The organism is Desulfuromonas versatilis (assembly GCF_019704135.1).
Classification (GTDB): domain Bacteria; phylum Desulfobacterota; class Desulfuromonadia; order Desulfuromonadales; family NIT-T3; genus Desulfuromonas_A; species Desulfuromonas_A versatilis.
This window is the reverse complement of sequence record NZ_AP024355.1, coordinates 1,532,329-1,549,648: the sequence shown is the minus strand read 5'-3', so window position 1 is coordinate 1,549,648 and position 17,320 is coordinate 1,532,329. Positions and strand designations below refer to the sequence as shown.

16 protein-coding genes are annotated in these 17,320 nt (G+C 67.2%); 9 read left to right on the top strand and 7 right to left on the bottom strand.

Features of this window, described 5'->3' with window-relative positions; genetic code table 11:
• Positions 1–55 precede the first annotated feature (55 nt).
• Complete coding sequence (locus DESUT3_RS06925) at positions 56–781, bottom strand: endonuclease/exonuclease/phosphatase family protein (protein ID WP_221251712.1); 726 nt, start codon at positions 779–781, stop codon at positions 56–58.
• Entirely contained in the window at positions 774–2,933 is a 2,160-nt protein-coding gene (locus DESUT3_RS06920; RefSeq protein WP_221251711.1) for a VTT domain-containing protein, read from the bottom strand. Before DESUT3_RS06920 ends, DESUT3_RS06925 begins: the two co-directional genes overlap by 8 nt.
• A 230-nt stretch (positions 2,934–3,163) precedes the next feature.
• Between DESUT3_RS06920 and otsB the strand changes: the two genes are divergently transcribed.
• The 7 genes from otsB to ablB all read left to right on the top strand — a co-directional run bounded on the left by otsB (position 3,164) and on the right by ablB (position 10,919).
• On the top strand, positions 3,164–4,129 hold the full coding sequence (gene otsB, locus DESUT3_RS06915) for a trehalose-phosphatase (RefSeq protein ID WP_221251709.1): 966 nt from the start codon (positions 3,164–3,166) through the stop codon (positions 4,127–4,129).
• Positions 4,126–5,469 (top strand): acetyl-CoA C-acetyltransferase, encoded by a 1,344-nt coding sequence (locus DESUT3_RS06910; RefSeq protein WP_221251708.1) that lies wholly within the window; start codon positions 4,126–4,128, stop codon positions 5,467–5,469. Before otsB ends, DESUT3_RS06910 begins: the two co-directional genes overlap by 4 nt.
• On the top strand, positions 5,466–7,568 hold the full coding sequence (locus tag DESUT3_RS06905; RefSeq protein WP_221251707.1) for a 3-hydroxyacyl-CoA dehydrogenase NAD-binding domain-containing protein: 2,103 nt from the start codon (positions 5,466–5,468) through the stop codon (positions 7,566–7,568). Before DESUT3_RS06910 ends, DESUT3_RS06905 begins: the two co-directional genes overlap by 4 nt.
• Positions 7,569–7,706: 138 nt before the next feature.
• On the top strand, positions 7,707–8,309 hold the full coding sequence (locus tag DESUT3_RS06900; protein ID WP_221251706.1) for a MarR family winged helix-turn-helix transcriptional regulator: 603 nt from the start codon (positions 7,707–7,709) through the stop codon (positions 8,307–8,309).
• Positions 8,310–8,408: 99 nt separating this feature from the next.
• A complete protein-coding gene (locus DESUT3_RS06895; protein WP_221251705.1) occupies positions 8,409–8,690 on the top strand; it encodes a hypothetical protein in 282 nt (93 codons plus the stop codon).
• 86 nt (positions 8,691–8,776) lie between these two features.
• On the top strand, positions 8,777–10,093 hold the full coding sequence (gene kamA / locus DESUT3_RS06890; RefSeq protein WP_221251704.1) for a lysine 2,3-aminomutase: 1,317 nt from the start codon (positions 8,777–8,779) through the stop codon (positions 10,091–10,093).
• Positions 10,083–10,919 (top strand): putative beta-lysine N-acetyltransferase, encoded by an 837-nt coding sequence (gene ablB, locus DESUT3_RS06885; protein ID WP_225911643.1) that lies wholly within the window; start codon positions 10,083–10,085, stop codon positions 10,917–10,919. The genes kamA and ablB overlap by 11 nt, the downstream gene beginning before the upstream one ends.
• Before the next feature lie 90 nt (positions 10,920–11,009).
• Here ablB and DESUT3_RS06880 read toward each other — a convergent pair whose 3' ends face one another.
• The gene (locus tag DESUT3_RS06880; RefSeq protein WP_221251703.1) at positions 11,010–11,267 is read right to left on the bottom strand and encodes a nickel-binding protein; all 258 of its coding nucleotides are present in this window, start codon (positions 11,265–11,267) and stop codon (positions 11,010–11,012) included.
• Between the two features lie 257 nt (positions 11,268–11,524).
• On the opposite strand from DESUT3_RS06880, the gene DESUT3_RS06875 reads away from it, so the two are divergent.
• Positions 11,525–12,100 carry a flavodoxin family protein gene (locus DESUT3_RS06875; RefSeq protein WP_221251702.1) on the top strand — a complete coding sequence of 192 codons (576 nt, stop codon included), beginning with the start codon at positions 11,525–11,527 and terminating at the stop codon, positions 12,098–12,100.
• A gap of 68 nt (positions 12,101–12,168) precedes the next feature.
• On the top strand, positions 12,169–13,209 hold the full coding sequence (locus DESUT3_RS06870; RefSeq protein ID WP_221251701.1) for an aldo/keto reductase: 1,041 nt from the start codon (positions 12,169–12,171) through the stop codon (positions 13,207–13,209).
• Positions 13,210–13,311: 102 nt separating this feature from the next.
• Here DESUT3_RS06870 and DESUT3_RS06865 read toward each other — a convergent pair whose 3' ends face one another.
• The 4 genes from DESUT3_RS06865 to DESUT3_RS06850 all read right to left on the bottom strand — a co-directional run bounded on the left by DESUT3_RS06865 (position 13,312) and on the right by DESUT3_RS06850 (position 17,302).
• Positions 13,312–14,688, bottom strand: a complete 1,377-nt coding sequence (locus DESUT3_RS06865; protein ID WP_221251699.1) for a sigma-54 interaction domain-containing protein — start codon at positions 14,686–14,688, stop codon at positions 13,312–13,314.
• 125 nt (positions 14,689–14,813) lie between these two features.
• Complete coding sequence (locus tag DESUT3_RS06860) at positions 14,814–15,527, bottom strand: ABC transporter ATP-binding protein (protein WP_221251697.1); 714 nt, start codon at positions 15,525–15,527, stop codon at positions 14,814–14,816.
• Positions 15,508–16,239, bottom strand: a complete 732-nt coding sequence (locus tag DESUT3_RS06855; protein WP_221251696.1) for an ABC transporter ATP-binding protein — start codon at positions 16,237–16,239, stop codon at positions 15,508–15,510. The genes DESUT3_RS06860 and DESUT3_RS06855 overlap by 20 nt, the downstream gene beginning before the upstream one ends.
• 13 nt (positions 16,240–16,252) lie before the next feature.
• Complete coding sequence (locus DESUT3_RS06850) at positions 16,253–17,302, bottom strand: branched-chain amino acid ABC transporter permease (protein ID WP_221251695.1); 1,050 nt, start codon at positions 17,300–17,302, stop codon at positions 16,253–16,255.
• Positions 17,303–17,320: the final 18 nt, after the last annotated feature.

Sequence of the window (17,320 nt, the reverse complement as noted above, 5' to 3'; positions counted from 1 at the left end):
TTTTTTGCGACATAGCGCCACAGGGATCTATGGGGCGATGGTCGAAGGTGAATCCTCATCCTCCCCCTGGGCCCCCCAGGCGCACCAGGGCCTGCAGGGGAAGGTGGTCCGAGGCCTTGCGGGTCGCGGGGGTGCGGATGGCGCGCAGCTGCTGCAGAGCATGGGGAGGGTCGATGAATATCCGGTCGAGGGAGAATACCGGAAAGACGGCCGGAAAGGTGGCCGGGGAAGGTTGGAAGCGGCCGAAGTGGCGGTGCAGCCAGCGTAGGGGCCGGCCGAAAATGAACCATTCGTTGAGATCGCCCATCACCGCCAGGGTCTCCGCCGGGTGCACATCCAGGGCCCGGATCAGCCGCCGGACCTGGAAACGCCGCTCCACCGGGCGCAGTCCGAGATGGGTCACCACCACCCGCAGCCTGTGTCCGCGGATATCGAGGTCGATGTCGAGGGCCCCGCGCGGCTCGCGGTGGGGAAAGCTCAGGTCGATGTGACGCACCGCCTGCACCGGGAAGCGGCTCAACAGGGCGTTGCCGTATTCGCCGTGGGAGCGGACCAGGGTCGGACCGGTGATCAGCTCCATCCCGACCCGCTGCGCCAGCCGCCCCAGCTCACCCGCCCCGGCCAGGTCGTCCTGGTGATTGACCACCTCCTGCAGGCCCAGGATGTCTGCTTGCAACCCCTGGATGACCCGGGCGCTGCGCTCCAGGTCCTCGCGCCCGTCGCTCCCGCGCCAGGCGTGGACATTCCAGGAGACCAGCTGCAGCAGGCCGGGCTCACTCATGGGGCTCATCCCCGGGGAGCCGCTTTTTGCGCCGCAGCCGGCGCCACAGCAGCCAACCGCCCAGGGCCGCGCCCGCCCCGATTCCGCCCAGGATCAGGAGATCTCCCGAGCCGGGGTTTTTCAGGGCACTGACCAGCCCCTCCTCGAACAGGGTGATGGCCAGGACCCCCGGCGCCAAGCCCAGCAGGGTACCGAGGGTGAAATCACGGGGGCGGATGTGACTGGCCCCCGCCACCAGGTTGACTACGGTGAAGGGGGCCACCGGAACCAGGCGGATCGCCGCCACCGCCAGCAGCCCCTTTTTCGCCAGGGCGCGGCTGATGCGGTTGAGCCGGCCGCCGGCCAGATTCCGGACCCGGTCGCGGCCCAGCAGGCGCCCGAGGGCATAGCTCGCCAGACCACTCGCCAGGGCGCCGGCCAGGGAGTAGCAGAAACCGGCGACCGGCCCGAACACCAGGGCCGAGGCGAGAATCAGCAGGGTCACCGGGACCAGGACGAAGCCCCCGGCCACGTAGGCGGCCAGGGTCACCAGGGGGGCGAGGGGGCTGTCGCGAATGGCGAGCCCCCATGCCGAAAGGGTCTCCACATCGAGCCACTCCCCAAGGGGGGACCAGCGCCAGAGCGCCGCCAACCCGAGGGCGGCCGCCAGCAGCAGGCCGAAGCCCAGGCCTTTTTTACTGCGGCCCCCTCGCGGCGCGCCGGCCTCCAGGTCGACGGGGGCGAGCTGCTCGACCAGTTCGCTGAAGGAAACGGGCCTTTCGGGATCGATGACCCCGGCGTCGGGGATCAGTCCATTCAGCCATTCATCCACCTGCGGTTCCAGGGGCGCCAGGCTGCGCTGCCCGCCGCGCAGCTGCTCCACGGTCTCGATCAGCGAGCCCCGCGCCCCCAGGGTCTCTTCCACCCGGGCTGCCGCCATGCCGAGGTGCTCGGCAAGCAGACGGTTGCGAAAAGCGGCGATCCCCCGCCGCAAACGCGGTTCCTCGCCCGCCTCGATGGCCAGGTCGCATTCCGAATCGAGGCCCATGCTGCGGTTGTTGAGGTTGGAGGAGCCGATGCGCACCAGCTTGTCGTCCACCACCAGGACCTTGGCGTGGACGTTGATCACCTGCGGGTCGAGGCCTTCGCGGGTGGGGTAATAGACCTTCAGCCGGCCGTGCCGGTCGACCTGCTGCAGCCGTTGCAGCAGGCGGGCCTGCAGCACCCCCATGGTCCCCTGCTCCAGCCAGCCCGAGCACTCGCGGGGCAGCACCAGGAGCACCTCCGGTCCGCTCTCCTCCGCCAGTCGCCGCTCCAGAGCCCGACCGATCTCCTGGGCGGTGAAATACTGGTTTTCGATGTAGATGAAGGACTGGGCCGCGGCAACGGCGTCCAGGTAAAAGTCCTTCACCTCGCAGACCTGGGTGCTCCCCTCGCAGCCGGGGTCGGTCCGCAGGATCCCCACCGTGGCCCGCTCCAGGTCGGCCTCCACCGACTCGGGCCAGGGGGAGTTCCCCCGCTGCCTGGGACTCTTGAGCCGGCGGCCCGTGGCCCGGCGCCAACGTTCCCGGGCCAGCTCGCCCAGCGCCCGGGCGGCCTCCCCGTCGACCATCAACTGCACGTCGTGGAAAGGCCCGTAAGTTTTGCCGTTGTCGCGGCGGCGCGGCTCCTGCGGCGTATGCTCCGAAGTGTCCCAGCGGGCACTGGCCAGGTCGAGCCCGCCGCAGAACGCCACCTGATCGTCTACCACCACCAGCTTTTGATGATGAGAAGCTCCCACCGGATGCTTGTCGTCCATCTTGAAATGCAGCCGCTTGTGGCTCCCCCAACCGAATTTGAAGATCGGCAGGGGTTCGCGCTCCAGGGCGTAGAGCATGGCGAAGTCCCAGTCGAGGACGTAGATGTGCAGTCCCCGACGGCGGGCGACCAGCCCGTTGAGAAACGCCCCCAGCTCCGTCGGCAGGCCTTCCAGCTCGCTCTGCTCCCCGTCGCGCACCAGGCGGATGCGGCTGTCGATGTCCCAACCGAGGATATAGACGCACTGCCGGGCGCGCAGCAGGGTCCGGGCCAGGGCCCAGAAATAGGCCTCGCCGTCGACCAGAAAGGCTGCCCGCCCGCAGGATGCCAGGCGCCAGCAGTTCTTGCCCTGCTGAAGAATTCCCGAGTTTTTCATCGTCCCTGAACCGCCCATGGGGCGCAGCGCACCCGTTTCCCGCCAAGGTTCTCGGCCTGATTTGCCCATTATAACAGCCCCGGGCCCGCGTCTCCGGGTTGCCGTCTGCGGATCAATTGCATAATCTGGGCGCCATCCTCCTGAGTTCTGCTAGACTTTGTGCAGATGCCCCTGCCCGCCCCCGGCTTTTTCGCGCGGGCTCCCCCGCTTGCCGTTCAAGGAAAGACTCCATGCCCAAGGATAAAAAAGCCCCTTCCTCCCCGACCGTTTTCGATGGCGATAACTCTGCGGTCCACACCCCTTGGCAACGGACAGCCGGCCCCGGCGACGGACGGTCCGACTCTCCCTCGGCCGGGGACGGCGTCGGATCGCCCAGCACCGCGGAGCTCCCCTCGGCCCTTGAGCGGCTGGCCGAAATCGAGCAGCGCCTGCGTGGAAAAACCCCCGCCGTGTTCCTCGACTACGACGGCACCCTGACCCCCATCGTGCCGCGCCCGGAGGACGCGCTGATCTCCGAGGAGATGCGCGGCGCGGTCCGCGAGTTGGCCGGCCGCTGCCCGGTGGCCATCGTCAGCGGCCGCGACCTGCAGGACGTCCGGCAGTTGGCCGGCATCGGGGAGATCTTCTACGCCGGCAGCCACGGCTTCGACATCGCCGGACCGGCGGGGCGTCGAATGGAGCTGCAGCAGGGGACCGACTACCTGCCGGCCCTGGAGCGGGCCGAGCAAGAGCTGCACGGGCTCCTCGCCGGGGTCCCCGGCTGCCAGGTCGAGCGCAAGAAGTTCGCCATCGCCGTACATTTCCGGCGGGTCGCCGAGGACCGGGTGGCCGACGTGGAGCGGGCGGTCGAGCAGGTGCTGGCAGGGAACGCCGGCCTGCGCCGCACCGGCGGCAAGATGATCTTCGAGCTGCGCCCGGACATCGACTGGGACAAGGGCAAGGCGCTTTGCTGGCTGCTGCCGCAGCTCGGCCTCGCCGGCGAGGGGGTGGTACCCCTGTATATCGGCGACGACCTCACCGACGAGGACGCCCTGCGCGAGCTGCGCGGCCGGGGGATCGGCATCCTGGTGCGCGACGAGAGCCGGCCCACGGCGGCGGCCTACGCCCTGGAGAATCCCGGCGAGGTCGGCATCTTTCTCCAGCGCCTGGCCGAGCTGCTCGACCGGCGCGAAACCCTCAAGGGAGGCACGCCATGAGCAACGGTGCATCGAACCCGGCGGCCCGGGAGGGCCGCAACCAGCGGCGCCCGGTGTATATCGTCGACGGCGCGCGCACCCCGTTTCTCAAGGTGCGCGGCCGGCCCGGACCGTTTACCCCCGTCGACCTGGCGGTGCAGTGCGGCCGCCCGCTGCTGCTGCGCCAGGGCGCTCCCCTTGACGCCTATGACCAGGTCATCCTGGGCTGCGTCAACGTGCTCTCCGGCGAGATGAACCCGGCCCGCATCGCGGCCCTGCGCCTGGGGATGGGCGAGCGGACCCGGGCCTTCACCGTGCAGATCAACTGCGGCTCGGGGATGCAGTCGGTCGACACGGCCTACAAGTACATCCGCGACGGGGCCTGCGAGCTGGTTCTGGCCGGGGGGGCCGAAGCGCTCAGCCACGCACCGCTGATGGTCCGGCCGGAGACCGTGGAGTGGCTCGCCGACCTGCGCCAGGCCGACTCCCTGCCCGAGCGCGCCGCCAGGATCGGCGACTGGCGGCCGCGGATGTTCAAGCCGGTCATGGGCCTGGAGCAGGGGCTCACCGACCCCGTCGTCGGGCTCAGCATGGGGCAGACGGCCGAGGTCCTCGCCCACCTGTTCGGGATCGGCCGCGAGCAGGCCGACCGCTACGCCCTGCGCAGCCACCAGAGGCTGGCCCGGGCCCAGGCCGAGGGGTGGCTGGACGGGGAGATCGAGGCGGCCATCTCCGCCGACGGCGAGATCTTCGAGCGGGACGACGGGGTGCGCCCCGACACCTCCCTGGAGGCGCTGACGAAACTCAAGCCGGTCTTCGAGCCCCCCTACGGCCAGGTGACCGCCGGCAACAGCTCCCAGGTGACCGACGGCGCCTCCTGGCTGATCCTCGCCTCGGAAGATGCCGTTGAAAAATACCGGCTGTCCCCCAAGGCGCGGATCATCGACAGCGAATGGGCCGCCCTCGACCCGAAGATCATGGGACTTGCCCCGGTGCTCGCCGCCAGCGCCCTGCTCGGGCGTCACGGACTCGGACTGGAGCAGATGGAGCTGTGGGAGCTCAACGAGGCCTTCGCCGCCCAGGTGCTGGCCTGCCTGGCCGCCTGGGAGGATGGGGAGTTCTGCCGCGAGGTGCTCGGTCGCGACGGGCCCCTGGGGCGGATCGACCCCGAGCGGCTCAACATCGACGGCGGCGCCGTGGCCCTGGGCCACCCGGTGGGCGCCAGCGGCAACCGCATCGTGCTGCACCTGGTAAACGCCCTGCGGCGCACCGGCGCCAGGCTCGGCCTGGCGACCGAGTGCATCGGCGGCGGCCAGGCCGGGGCGATGCTCATCGAAGCGCTCCAGGAGGGTTCGCCATGAGCGGAAAAATTCTGCAGAGCCTGCTCCCCCGGGAGATGGAACAAGGCCCCCTGCGCGCCGGCGCGGAGACATCCGTCCAGGCATGGGCCAACTGGCACCTGGCCAGGGATGAGGACGGGGTGGCCTGGCTGTTTTTCGACAAAGCCGGCTCCTCGGTCAACCTGCTCGGCGAAGAAGTGCTGCGGGAGCTGGGCGAGATCCTCGAGGGCCTCTCGGCGGATCCCCCCCGGGGAGTGGTGCTGCGTTCGGTGAAACCAGCCGGCTTCTGCGCCGGGGCGGATATCGCGGAGTTCCGCCATCTCGGCGGCCAGGACGCGATCGGCGAAAAGCTGACGGGCGCCCACGCCGTCGCCGATCGCCTGGCGGCCCTGCCCTTCCCGAGCGTGGCGGTCATCCACGGCCCCTGCCTCGGCGGCGGGCTGGAGCTGGCGCTGTGCTGCCGCTACCGCCTGGCGGTGCCGGGCGCCCGGCTCGGCCTGCCGGAGATCCTGCTCGGCCTGCACCCGGGGCTCGGCGGCACCGCACGGCTGACCCACCTGATCGACCCGCTCGAGGCCATGACCCTGATGCTGACCGGCAAGACCCTCGACGCCCGCCGCGCCCATGGGCTCGGCCTGGTCGACGCGCTGGTCGAGGAGCGCCATATCCGCGAGGCGGTGCGGGCCGCGCTCTCCGGGGGCATCGAGGCCCAGCGCAGCGACCTCAAGGACCGGCTGCTGACCACCCGCCCGGCCCGCCAGCTCGAAGCCCGGCAGATGCGCGCCAAAGCCGCCGCCAAGGCTCCCCCCCAGCACTACCCGGCCCCCGAGGCCCTGATTTCCCTGTGGGAGGAGCACGGCGGCGACCCCGAGACGATGCGCCGCGCGGAGATCCCCTCCTTCGCCGGGCTGCTGACCGGCAAGACGGCGCAGAACCTGGTCAGGGTGTTCTTCCTGCGCGAGAAGCTGAAAAAACTGGCGGGGGCCGGGCGCAGCGAAATCGCGCACCTGCACGTGATCGGGGCCGGCGCCATGGGCGGCGAGATCGCCGGCTGGTGCGCCCTGCAGGGGTTGCGGGTCAGCCTCTACGATCCCCAGCCGGAGACGGTCGCCCGGGCCGTTGGCAAAACCGCCGAGCTGTGCCGCAAAAAGCATTTTTCCGCGGCCCGCACCCGCGAGGTGCTTGACAGGCTGATTCCCGACCTGCGCAACCGTGGCGCAGCCCGGGCGGACCTGGTCATCGAAGCGGTGCCGGAGAAGCTCGAGATCAAGCGCCAGGTCTATAGGGAGATCGAGCCCCAGCTCAAGCCGGGGGCGCTGCTGGCCACCAACACCTCGAGCATCCCCCTGGAGCAGCTGCGCGAAGCCCTGGAGGACCCCGGCCGCCTGGTCGGGCTGCACTTTTTCAACCCGGTGGCCAGGATGCAGCTGGTCGAGGTGGTTCATCACGACGCCGTCCGCCCGGAGGCCCTGGAGCTTGCCCGCGCCCTCGTCGGGCGGATCGACCGGCTGCCGGTGCCGGTGGCCAGCGCGCCGGGCTTTCTGGTCAACCGGGCCCTGACCCCCTACCTGGTCGAGGCGATGCTGCTGCTCGGCGAGGGGGTGGCCGCCGAGACCATCGACCGCGCCGCCCTGGAGTTCGGCATGCCGGTGGGACCGGTGGAGCTGGCTGACCGGGTGGGGCTCGATATCTGCCTGAGCGTCGCCGAGCTGCTGCAGGGGCAGCTGGGCCCTGCGGCGGGCCAGGTGCCGGGGTGGTTTCGCGACAAGGTCGAACGGGGCGAGCTGGGGCGCAAGTCGGGGCAGGGCTTCTACCGGTGGAAGGAGGGCGAGCCGCAGAAAGAGGAGGAGACGGCCCTGGCCGGCCCCCAGCTGCTCGAGCGGCTGCTGCTGCCGATGCTCAACGCCTGCATGGCCTGCCTGCGCGAGGGGATCGTCGCGGACGAGGAACTGCTCGACGGGGCGATGATCTTCGGCACCGGCTTCGCCCCGTTCCGCGGCGGCCCCCTGCGCTACGCCCGCACGCGCGGCTTCGCAAAGATCCGGGAGGCGCTGGAGGCGCTGGCCCGGACCCACGGGGAACGCTTCCGGCCCGATCCCGGCTGGACCGAGCGGGACTGAGCGGGACTGAGCCCGGAGCAACCCCGGTCAAAAGGCGCGGGGGTGAATTCTCCCGCGCCTTTTGACAAGATAGATTATTTGTGTTAGAAAGCTTCGAACACGAAACATTTCAATCGAAAAACAAGGAACGGAAAAACGATGAACCGCCTCCCGAAAGAGCAGCAGGAAGCACCCGACGCGACCAGGACCGGCGCGGTTCTGCCCGGGCCCGCAGCCACCCCGCCGGTGCCGAAGGGGAGCTATGAACTGCGCATCCTCCAATCCATCCGGCGGATCATCCGGGCCGTCGAGATCCACAGCCGCAAGCTGACCCAGGACCACGACATCACCGGTCCCCAGCTCGGCTGCCTGCTGGCCCTGGCCGAGGAGGGGCCGTTGACCACCACCCAGCTGGCCCGCAAGGTCTACCTGAGCCCCAGCACCATCGTCGGCATCGTCGACCGGTTGGAGTCCAAAGCGCTGGTGACCCGCCAGCGGGGAAGCCAGGACCGGCGCCAGGTGCGGATCGGCGTCACCGAGGCCGGCGAGGCCCTGGTGGCCAGCGCCCCCTCGCCGCTGCAGGAGACGCTGGCCGAATCCCTGAAGGGACTGCCGGAGCTCGAACAGGTCTCCATCACCCTGGCCCTCGAGAAGCTGGTGGACATGATGGAGGCCCGCAGGATCGAGGCCTCGCCGGTTCTCGAAACCGGCCCCATTGCGCCTCTATCCTCGGGTGAACCCGGCCCCCCCGAAGGTTTCTGACCCCAGCACCCCGCCTGACGATCGCCTTACCACCCCAAACCGCATGAGAGAGTTTGTTGCCCAGGGCCTCCACGAGGCCCGAGGCGCAAAGATATCGCCATGTTTACAGCGTTGCACACCAGGGAGAACCACCCGGCGGCCGCCTGCGTCACATTGCGGCTGCTGATTGTCTGCGTCCTCTGCCTGGCGCTTTGCGGATGTCCGCAGCAGCAGGATCTCACCGGCAAGGCCCCGCAGAAAAAGACCGCCAGGGCTAGAAGAGCCGACCCGCGGGGGATGTTGCTGTGGCCCACCGAGCCCGCTCGGAAAGAGCCGACGGGGCAGAACCTGGGCCAGAAGCTATCCGAAAATGGCCCGCAGCCACGAAAGGGGACGAATTAATCCCAATCGGCCCAGGCCATCGATTGGCCGCAAGGCTCAGCCAATGTTTTTCACTTTCAACTATCTGACTCGTAAAGGAATTTCCTATGCCTATCTACTCGGCTAACCAGAAAAACATAGCCGAACAAATCGCTACCGACACCGTCGATTCCGCCAACTGGAGGGACTGGCGCTGGCAGCTGAAGCACTCGATCCAGAAGATCTCCACGGTGGAGACCCTGCTGGGGATCCGCTTCGGCGAGAAGGAGCGAAAAAAGCTCGAACTGACCCTGCGCAAGTTTCCCCTCTCCATCACCCCCTACTACCTCTCGCTGATCGCCGCCGAAAACTACCAGAACGACCCGGTGTTCAAGCAGGCCTTCCCCTCCCCGCGGGAGCTGGAGATCGAAAGCTGCGACATGGCCGACCCGCTTGCCGAGGACAAGGACAGCCCGGTGCCGGGGATCACCCACCGCTACCCCGACCGGGTGCTGCTGCAGATCAGCAACGTCTGCTCCATGTACTGCCGCCACTGCACCCGCAAGCGCAAGGTCGGCGATAAAGACTCGATCCCCGGCAGCGAGGACATCCGCCAGGGGCTGGACTACATCCGCCGCACCCCGGAGATCCGCGACGTGCTGCTCTCCGGCGGCGACCCGCTGATGCTCTCTGACAAGTACCTGGACTGGATCCTGACCGAGCTCAGGCAGATCGAGCACGTCCAGGTCATCCGCATCGGCACCCGCATGCCGGTGGTGCTCCCCTACCGCATCACCCCCGAGCTGGTGGCGATGCTCAAAAAGCACCACCCGGTCTGGATCAACACCCACTTCAACCATCCCCGGGAGATCACCACCTCCTCCAAGCAGGCGCTGCGGCTGCTGGCCGACGCGGGGATCCCCCTGGGCAACCAGACGGTGCTGCTGGCCGGGGTCAACGACTGCCCGCGGATCATGAAGGCGCTGGTGCACAAGCTGGTGGACAACCGGGTGCGCCCCTACTACCTGTACCAGTGCGACCTCTCCGAGGGGCTCTCCCACTTCCGCACCCCGGTGGGCAAGGGGGTGGAGATCATGGAGAGCCTGATCGGCCACACCAGCGGCTTCGCCGTGCCCACCTACGTCATCGACGCCCCGGGCGGCGGCGGCAAGATCCCCCTCAATCCCAACTACCTGATCTCCCTGTCGACCAACAAGGTGGTGCTGCGCAACTACGAAGGGGTCATCACCACCTACAAGGAGCCCGACAGCTACGAGCCGATGTTCTGCGATCGCAAGTGCGACAGCTGCGGCCTGCACCTGCCCACGGAGGACGCCGAGGAGTATCGCGCCACGGGGATCGAGCGACTGCTGTCGGACTTCGACGAGACCATCTCGCTGACCCCCGAGAACAACGAACGCATGGAGCGCAGAGATGACGCCTGATGCCGTGGTACGCCTGGGCGATTCGCTGATCCAGCACGGCAAGGCCAACGACCGCGCCTACGTGATGAAGGTCGCCGAGAAGGACTGCGCCCAGATCGTCGACTACGCCGTGTCCCTGGCCCTGAGCCGCGGCTACGGCAAGGTTTTCGCCAAGGCGCCGGGCTATGCCCGGCGCCGCTTCCTGGACAACGGCTTCGTCGAGGAGGCGAAAATTCCCGGGTTTTTCCGCGGCGAGCGGGACGGCTATTTCCTGAGCCGCTTCTTTTGCCCTGACCGGGCCGAAGAGGACCGGCCGGAGTTGGTCTCGCAGGTGCTGGAGAAGGCCCAGCAGAAGTCCGCCGAGCCCGAGCAGGTCGCGCTGCCTGCGGGGCTGGTCTGCCGCACCATGCAGAAAGGGGACGCCGAGCCGATGGCCGAGCTCTACCGCCAGGTGTTCGCCTCCTACCCCTTTCCCATCCACGACCCCGGCTACCTGGCCCGGACCATGGACGAGAACCTCGAGTACTACGGCATCCTCGAAGGCGAGAGGCTCATCGCCCTCTCCTCGGCCGAGATCGACTTCGCCGGCAAGAATGCCGAAATGACCGATTTCGCCACCCTTCCCGAAGCCCGCGGCAAGGGACTGGCCAGCTACCTGCTGGCCAAGATGGAGGAAGGCATCCGCCAGATCGGCATCCGCACCGCCTACACCATCGCCCGGGCCTACAGCTTCGGCATGAACATCACCTTCGCCCGGCGCGACTACAGCTTCGCCGGCTCCCTGGTCAACAACACCCAGATTTCCGGCGACTTGGAGAGCATGAACGTCTGGTACAAGCCGCTTTGAGGTGGCCATAGCCCGCCCTGGCCCCCGTGTAGCCGAATTCAGGTACAAAAAAGGCCCCAATCCCGGGGCCAAAAACAAAAGCCTGAACGATCAGTGCAGGCTCCCTTCCTTCACTTCGAAAATCTCATCGGGAATCGGCTCGCCGGAGGCGCGGTGCGCCTCGATGGCCGCCTCCTTGCTGGAAGCTTCGCACAGACAGAAGATGCAGCCTTCCTTCGCGTTGTACCAGAAATTACGAACCTCCACCCCTTTTGCCCGGGCGGTTTCCAAACCGCTGCGGGCGATCTCTTCGAGTTCGCCGGGGGTAAGGCCGGTCACCTTTCTATGCACGTCCATGAACAGTGCCATGTGCTCTCACCTCCTCTTTCGCCTGTTGCTAACTCAATTATACTCCAGGCGCCATTCGGAAGAACGGGGGAGCTTTCGCACTGCCAGGGCGCAGTGAATTTGACCGCAGCAAATCGCTGCGCTATGCTGCGATCTCTTCTGAGGCTCCCAGTACCAGGCAAGCATTCGGCAGAAATGGGTATTGCGCCGGGGCCCCGCAGATTCTATGCTGCGGGGCCCCGTGGAAAATCTTACTCAAGCGACAAGGAGTTCACCCGATGAAGGTTGTGGCATTCAACGGCAGCCCGCGCAAAAAAGGCAACACCTCGATCCTGGTCGACCGGGTCTTCGCCGAACTGCAGCAGGAGGGGATCGAAACCGAGCAGGTCAACCTGACCGGCCAGCCGCTGCGCGGCTGCACCGCCTGCATGAGCTGCTTCGCGCGCAAGGACCGGCGCTGCGCCATCGACAACGACCCGATCAACGGCTGGATCGACAAGATGCTGCAGGCCGACGGCATCATTCTCGCCTCGCCGACCTATTTCGCCGACGTGACCACCGAGATGAAGGCGCTGATCGACCGCGCCGGCATGGTATCGAAGGCCAACGGCGACATGCTGCAGCGCAAGGTCGGCGCCGCGGTGGTGGCGGTGCGCCGCGGCGGCGCCGGCCACGTCTTCAACAGCCTCAACCATTTTTTCTTCATCGGCCAGATGGTGGTACCCGGCTCCAGCTACTGGAACTTCGCCTTCGGCCGCGAGATCGGCGAGGTGCAACAGGACGACGAAGGGATGAACACCATGGCCAACCTGGGCCGCAACATGGCCTGGCTGCTCAAGAAGATCGCCGGCTGAAGGCCGAGCGGGCCACTCCCCGACACGCAGGGGATTCGGGCAGGAACGGAAGCAAAGGAGCAGTTGCGATGAACAGGATGAAACTCGGCAAGACTGATCTGGTCGTCTCCGAAGTGGGCTTCGGCGCCATCCCCATCATCCGCCTCGAGACCCCACAGGCGGTGGCGGTGTTGCGGCACGCCTTCGAGCGGGGGATCAACTTCTACGACACCGCCAACGCCTATCGCGACAGCGAGGAGAAGATCGGCGCCGCCTTCGCCGGGCTGCGCGACCAGGTGGTGCTGGCCACCAAGACCCTGCGCCGCCAGGGCGCGGAGGTCAGGGAGCACCTGGAGCGCAGCCTGCGCATGCTGCGCACCGACTACCTTGACCTGTACCAGCTGCACCAGATCGCCCAGGAGCAGGACTGGGAGGCGGTCAGCGGCCCCGGCGGGGCCCTCGAGGAGGCGATCCGCGCCCGCGCCGCCGGCAAGATCCGCTACCTGGGGGTGACCTCCCACAGCCTGCCGATGGCCCTGAAGATGCTGCGCACCGGGCTCTTCGACACCATCCAGTTCCCCTTCAACTTCATCGAGGAGGGGGCCGCCGAGGAGCTGCTACCGGCCGCGCGGAAGTTGGGGATGGGCTTCATCGTCATGAAACCCTTCGGCGGTGGCGCCATCGACAACGCCGAGGTGGCCTTCAAGTTCCTGCGCCAGCACCCCGACATCGTCCCCATCCCGGGGTTCGAGTCGACGGCGCAGATCGACGAGGTGCTCGGCTTCTACCAGGCCCCCAACCGGGTCAGCGACGCCGACCGGGCGCTGATGGAGCGCTACCGCCAGGAGCTCGGCAAGCGCTTCTGCCGGCGCTGCGAGTACTGCCAGCCCTGCCCCCGGGGGGTGATGATTACCCCGGCCATGGGCTACCGCATCGTGGTCAACCGCATGTCGCCCCAGGTGGCGACGGAGTTCTGCAAGGTGCCGATGGAGAGCGTGCCGCAGTGCAACGAATGCGGCGCCTGCATCGAGCGCTGTCCCTACCAGCTGCCGGTGCCGGAAATCCTCAAGGGGCATCACGAACTCTACCTGCGCCACCGCGCGGAGTTGGAGGGCCCCGGCAGCGACTGAACCCCACCTCCCCCCTGAGGGCGATACCGGCCCTGCACATAAAAGCGCCCGGAGCCTGCGGCTTCGGGCGCTTTTATGTCTTCCGGTGGAGGGCCTTCCCGGTCAGTAGCCCGGGACGTGCTTTCTCAGCTTGCGGGTCGCCGAGGCGTGGCTGATCCCCAGCGCTGCGGCCACGCCGATGCAGCTGCGGGTGCGGGCGTAGGCGCGGCGCACCAGCTCGGCTTCGAGCCGCTCCTTGGCCTCGGCCAGCGTCCCTCCTTCGAGCCCGGGCCCGCGAACCAGCCGGAAGTCGGCGGGGAGCTGCTCGCTGTGGATGGTCTGCTCGTCGGCGGTCACCACCAGGCGCTCGAGCAGGTTCTGCATCTCCCGCACGTTGCCCGGCCAGCGGTAGGCGAGCAGATGCTCCAGGCAGGAGCTGGAGAGGGTCTTGGCCATGGCGTACTTTTGGTTGGCGAGCTTGAGAAAATGCATCAGCAGCGGCAGGATGTCGTCGGGCCGCTCGCGCAGGGCGGGGATGTGCAGGGGGATGACGTTGAGCCGGTAGAACAGGTCCTCGCGGAACCGGCCAGACTTCACCAGGGCGTCGAGGTCGCGGTTGGTCGCGGCCACCAGCCGGAAATCGACGCGGATCTCCCGGGTGCCGCCGATGCGGGTCAGGGTCTTTTCCTGGATCACCCTGAGCAGCTTGACCTGCAGGGCCAGGGGCAGCTCGCCGATCTCGTCGAGGAACAGGGTGCCGCGGTTGGCCAGCTCGATGGTGCCGATCTTCCCCTTCTTGCTGGCCCCGGTGAAAGCCCCCGGTTCGTAGCCGAACAGTTCGGACTCGAGCAGGTTCTCGGGAATGGCCCCGCAGTTGATGTCGATGAACGGGCCTTCGCGGCGCCCGCTGGTCTTGTGGATATGCCGGGCGAGAAGGTTTTTGCCGACCCCCGACTCGCCGCTGATGGTGACATTGGCGTCGACCGCCGCCACTTTTCCGGCAGTGCGCAGCACCGCCTCCATCTGCGGGCTGTTGGCGACGATCTCCCCTTCCCCAAGCTCCTTGGCGCGCAGCTCGCGCAGCTCGGCCGAGTAGTGGAAGATCTGCTCCTCGAGGTGCTCGTAGTTGGCCTTGAGGGCGGCGTAGTCGGTGACGTCGCGAAAGAAGCTGACCACCCGATCGATCCTGCCGACGCCGTCGCGGATCGGCACCCCGGTGACCACGTAGGAGCGGCCGTCGAGCCCCTTCTGGGTCAGGGTCACCTTGCGATCCTGGCGCAGCACCGCGGCGGTCACCGAGGGGTTGAAGATCCTCTTCTCTTCCAGCTCGAAGACGTTGCGGCCGATCAGCTCCTCGTCGCTGAGCCCGTGCACGTCGCGCGGCAGCTTGCTGACGCTGAGGATGGTGCCGGCGCCGTCGGTGATGAACAGCCCCTCGTGAATCAGGCTGAGCAGCCGGCTGATCTCGGCGTAGGCGGCAGGTGAATAGGCTGGCGTCATGGCGGTTTCCGGGGGGGGGCTTGGGGGCTCATGGGACCCAAAGGACCAAAGGACCCAAAGGACCCATGGGACGCATAATTCCCATAAGTCCCATGCCTCCCATAGGTCCCATGACAGCGCCCCCTTTACATCCCCAAATAAGCCTTCTTGATATGCGGATCGTGCAGCAGCTTATCGGCCTCGCCCTCCATCACCACCTGCCCTTGCTCCATGACGTAGGCGCGGTCGCTGATGGCCAGCGAGTGCATCACGTCCTGCTCGACCAGCACGATGGTGGTGCCGAAGTCCTCGGCGATCTGCTTGATGGCGGCGAAGATGTCCTTCTTCAGCACCGGCGCCAGCCCCAGCGAGGGCTCGTCGAGCATCAGGATCTTCGGCCGGGCCATGATGCCGCGGCCGATGGCCACCATCTGCTGTTCGCCCCCGGAGAGGGTGCCGGCCAGCTGCCTGCGCCGCTCGTCGAGCCGGGGAAAGAGCTTATGCACCTCGGCCAGGCTCTCCTTGGCGTGGGGGGCGGCGTGCTTGCTGTAGGCCCCCATCTCCAGGTTCTCCTGCACGGTCATCAGCGAAAACAGCCGCCGACCCTCGGGGACGTGGATCAGCGCCCGGTCGACGATCTCGTCGGCCGGCAGGGGATGGATCGGCTCGCCGTCGAAGCTCACCGCCCCGGAGCTGGGCTTGAGCATGCCGGAGATGGTCTTGAGCAGGGTCGACTTGCCGGCGCCGTTGGCGCCGATGATGCTGACCACCTCCCCTTCGTTGACGTGCAGCGAAAGGTCGAACAGCACCTGGATCTCGCCGTAGCCGACGTTGATGTTGTCAATGCTGAGTAGCGACATATTCCTCTCCCAGGTAGGCCTTGATCACCTCTTCGTCGGACACCACGGCGAGCGGTTCGCCTTCGGCGATCTTCTTGCCGAAGCTGATGACGTAGATCTTTTCCGACAGGTTCATGATCGCCTGCATGATGTGTTCGACGATGACGATGGTCACCCCGGCCTCGTTGATCTTGCGGATGGTCGGCAGCATCTCGGCCACCTCCCCGGGACGCAGCCCGGCCATCACCTCGTCGAGCAGCAGCAGCTTCGGCTCGGTGGCCAGCGCCCGCGCCAACTCCAGGCGCTTGCGCTCGGGCAGGGTCAGGCTCTTGGCGAAGACGTCCTTTTTTTTGCTCATGCCGAGAAATTCCAGCACCTTGAGCGCCTTCTCCTCGGCCTCGTGGAGGTGGTTGGTGGTGGCGAAGGCCCCGACCATGGTGTTGTAGAGCACCGTCTTGCTGGCGAAGGGCTTGACCACCTGGAAGGTGCGGGTGATGCCGAGCTGGCAGATCTCGTAGGGCTTCTTGCCGGCGATCTCGTGACCGTCGAAGCGGATGCTCCCCGAGGTCGGCGCCAGCGCCCCGGCGATGCAGTTGAACAGGGTGGTCTTGCCGGCGCCGTTGGGGCCGATGACCCCGACGATCTGCCCCTGCTCGACGGTGAGGTCGACGGCGTTGACCGCGGTCAGGCCGCTGAATTTCTTGGTGACGTTCTCGACGGATAACAGTGCCATGGTCCGCTCCTCGCTAATCGTTGTTCGACGGGAGAACGGCGCCGGATCGGGCGCTCCGCCGGGATAATCTGGGGATGATGCGGTTCTCGAACAGCTGGCGCAGCGGGGCGATGAGCCCTTTGGGCTGGTAGCGCATGACCACGATCAGCACCAGGCCGAAGATCACCAGGTGCAGCCCCGGCAGCGTACTCGAGAGGTAGATGCGGGTCAGCTCGCTCACCGGCCGCAGCAGCAGCGCCCCAACCACCGGGCCGAGGATGGTTCCGCGCCCCCCGATCAGGGCGATGAAGGCGATCTCGTAGGAGAGTTCGAGCCCCATGATTGACTTGGGGTAGAAGTAGAGGAACATCTGCGCGTAGAAGGTGCCGCCCAGCGCGGTGAGAAAACAGCTGATGGCCATGGCGATCAGCTTGTAGCGCGAGACCTTGATGCCCAGCGCCTCGGCCGCCTCGGGCTCTTCGCCGCCGGCCGCCAGGTAGTAGCCGATCTTGGAGTTCATCATCCGCTGGGTCAGGTAGAGCACCACCAGCAGCATCACCAGGATGATGTAGTAGTAGGGGACCTTGGACTGGAACTGGAAGGCGCTGAAGGGCGCGTCGGGAACCAGGTTGATCAGCAACCCCTTGGGGCCGCGGACGTTGAAGGGGCCGAAATTCTCGACGTTCTCCACCAGCACCCGCAGCCCCTCGCCGACGGCGATGGTCGCCAGGGCGAAGTAGGCGCCGCGCAGCTTCAGGGTCGGCAGGCCGATGATCACCCCGACCAGCATGGAGAGGACCCCGCCGACCAGCATGCCGATCCAGGGGCTGATCCCCCAGGTCAGGTAGAGCAGCGTCGAGGTGTAGGCGCCGATGCCGACGAAGGCCGCATGCCCCAGCGGCAGCACCCCGGCGAAGCCGCCGACGAAATTCCACGAAGAGGTCAGGTAGGCGTAGAAGATGATGAGGATGAAGATCTGCAGCAGCGTCGGGCTGGTCACCACCGTCGGCAGCAGAAACAGCGCCGCCAGCAGCAGCAGGGTCAGATTCCGGACCACGGGCGGTTGTTCGAAAATGAATTTCATGTGGTTATCCTCCCCTGT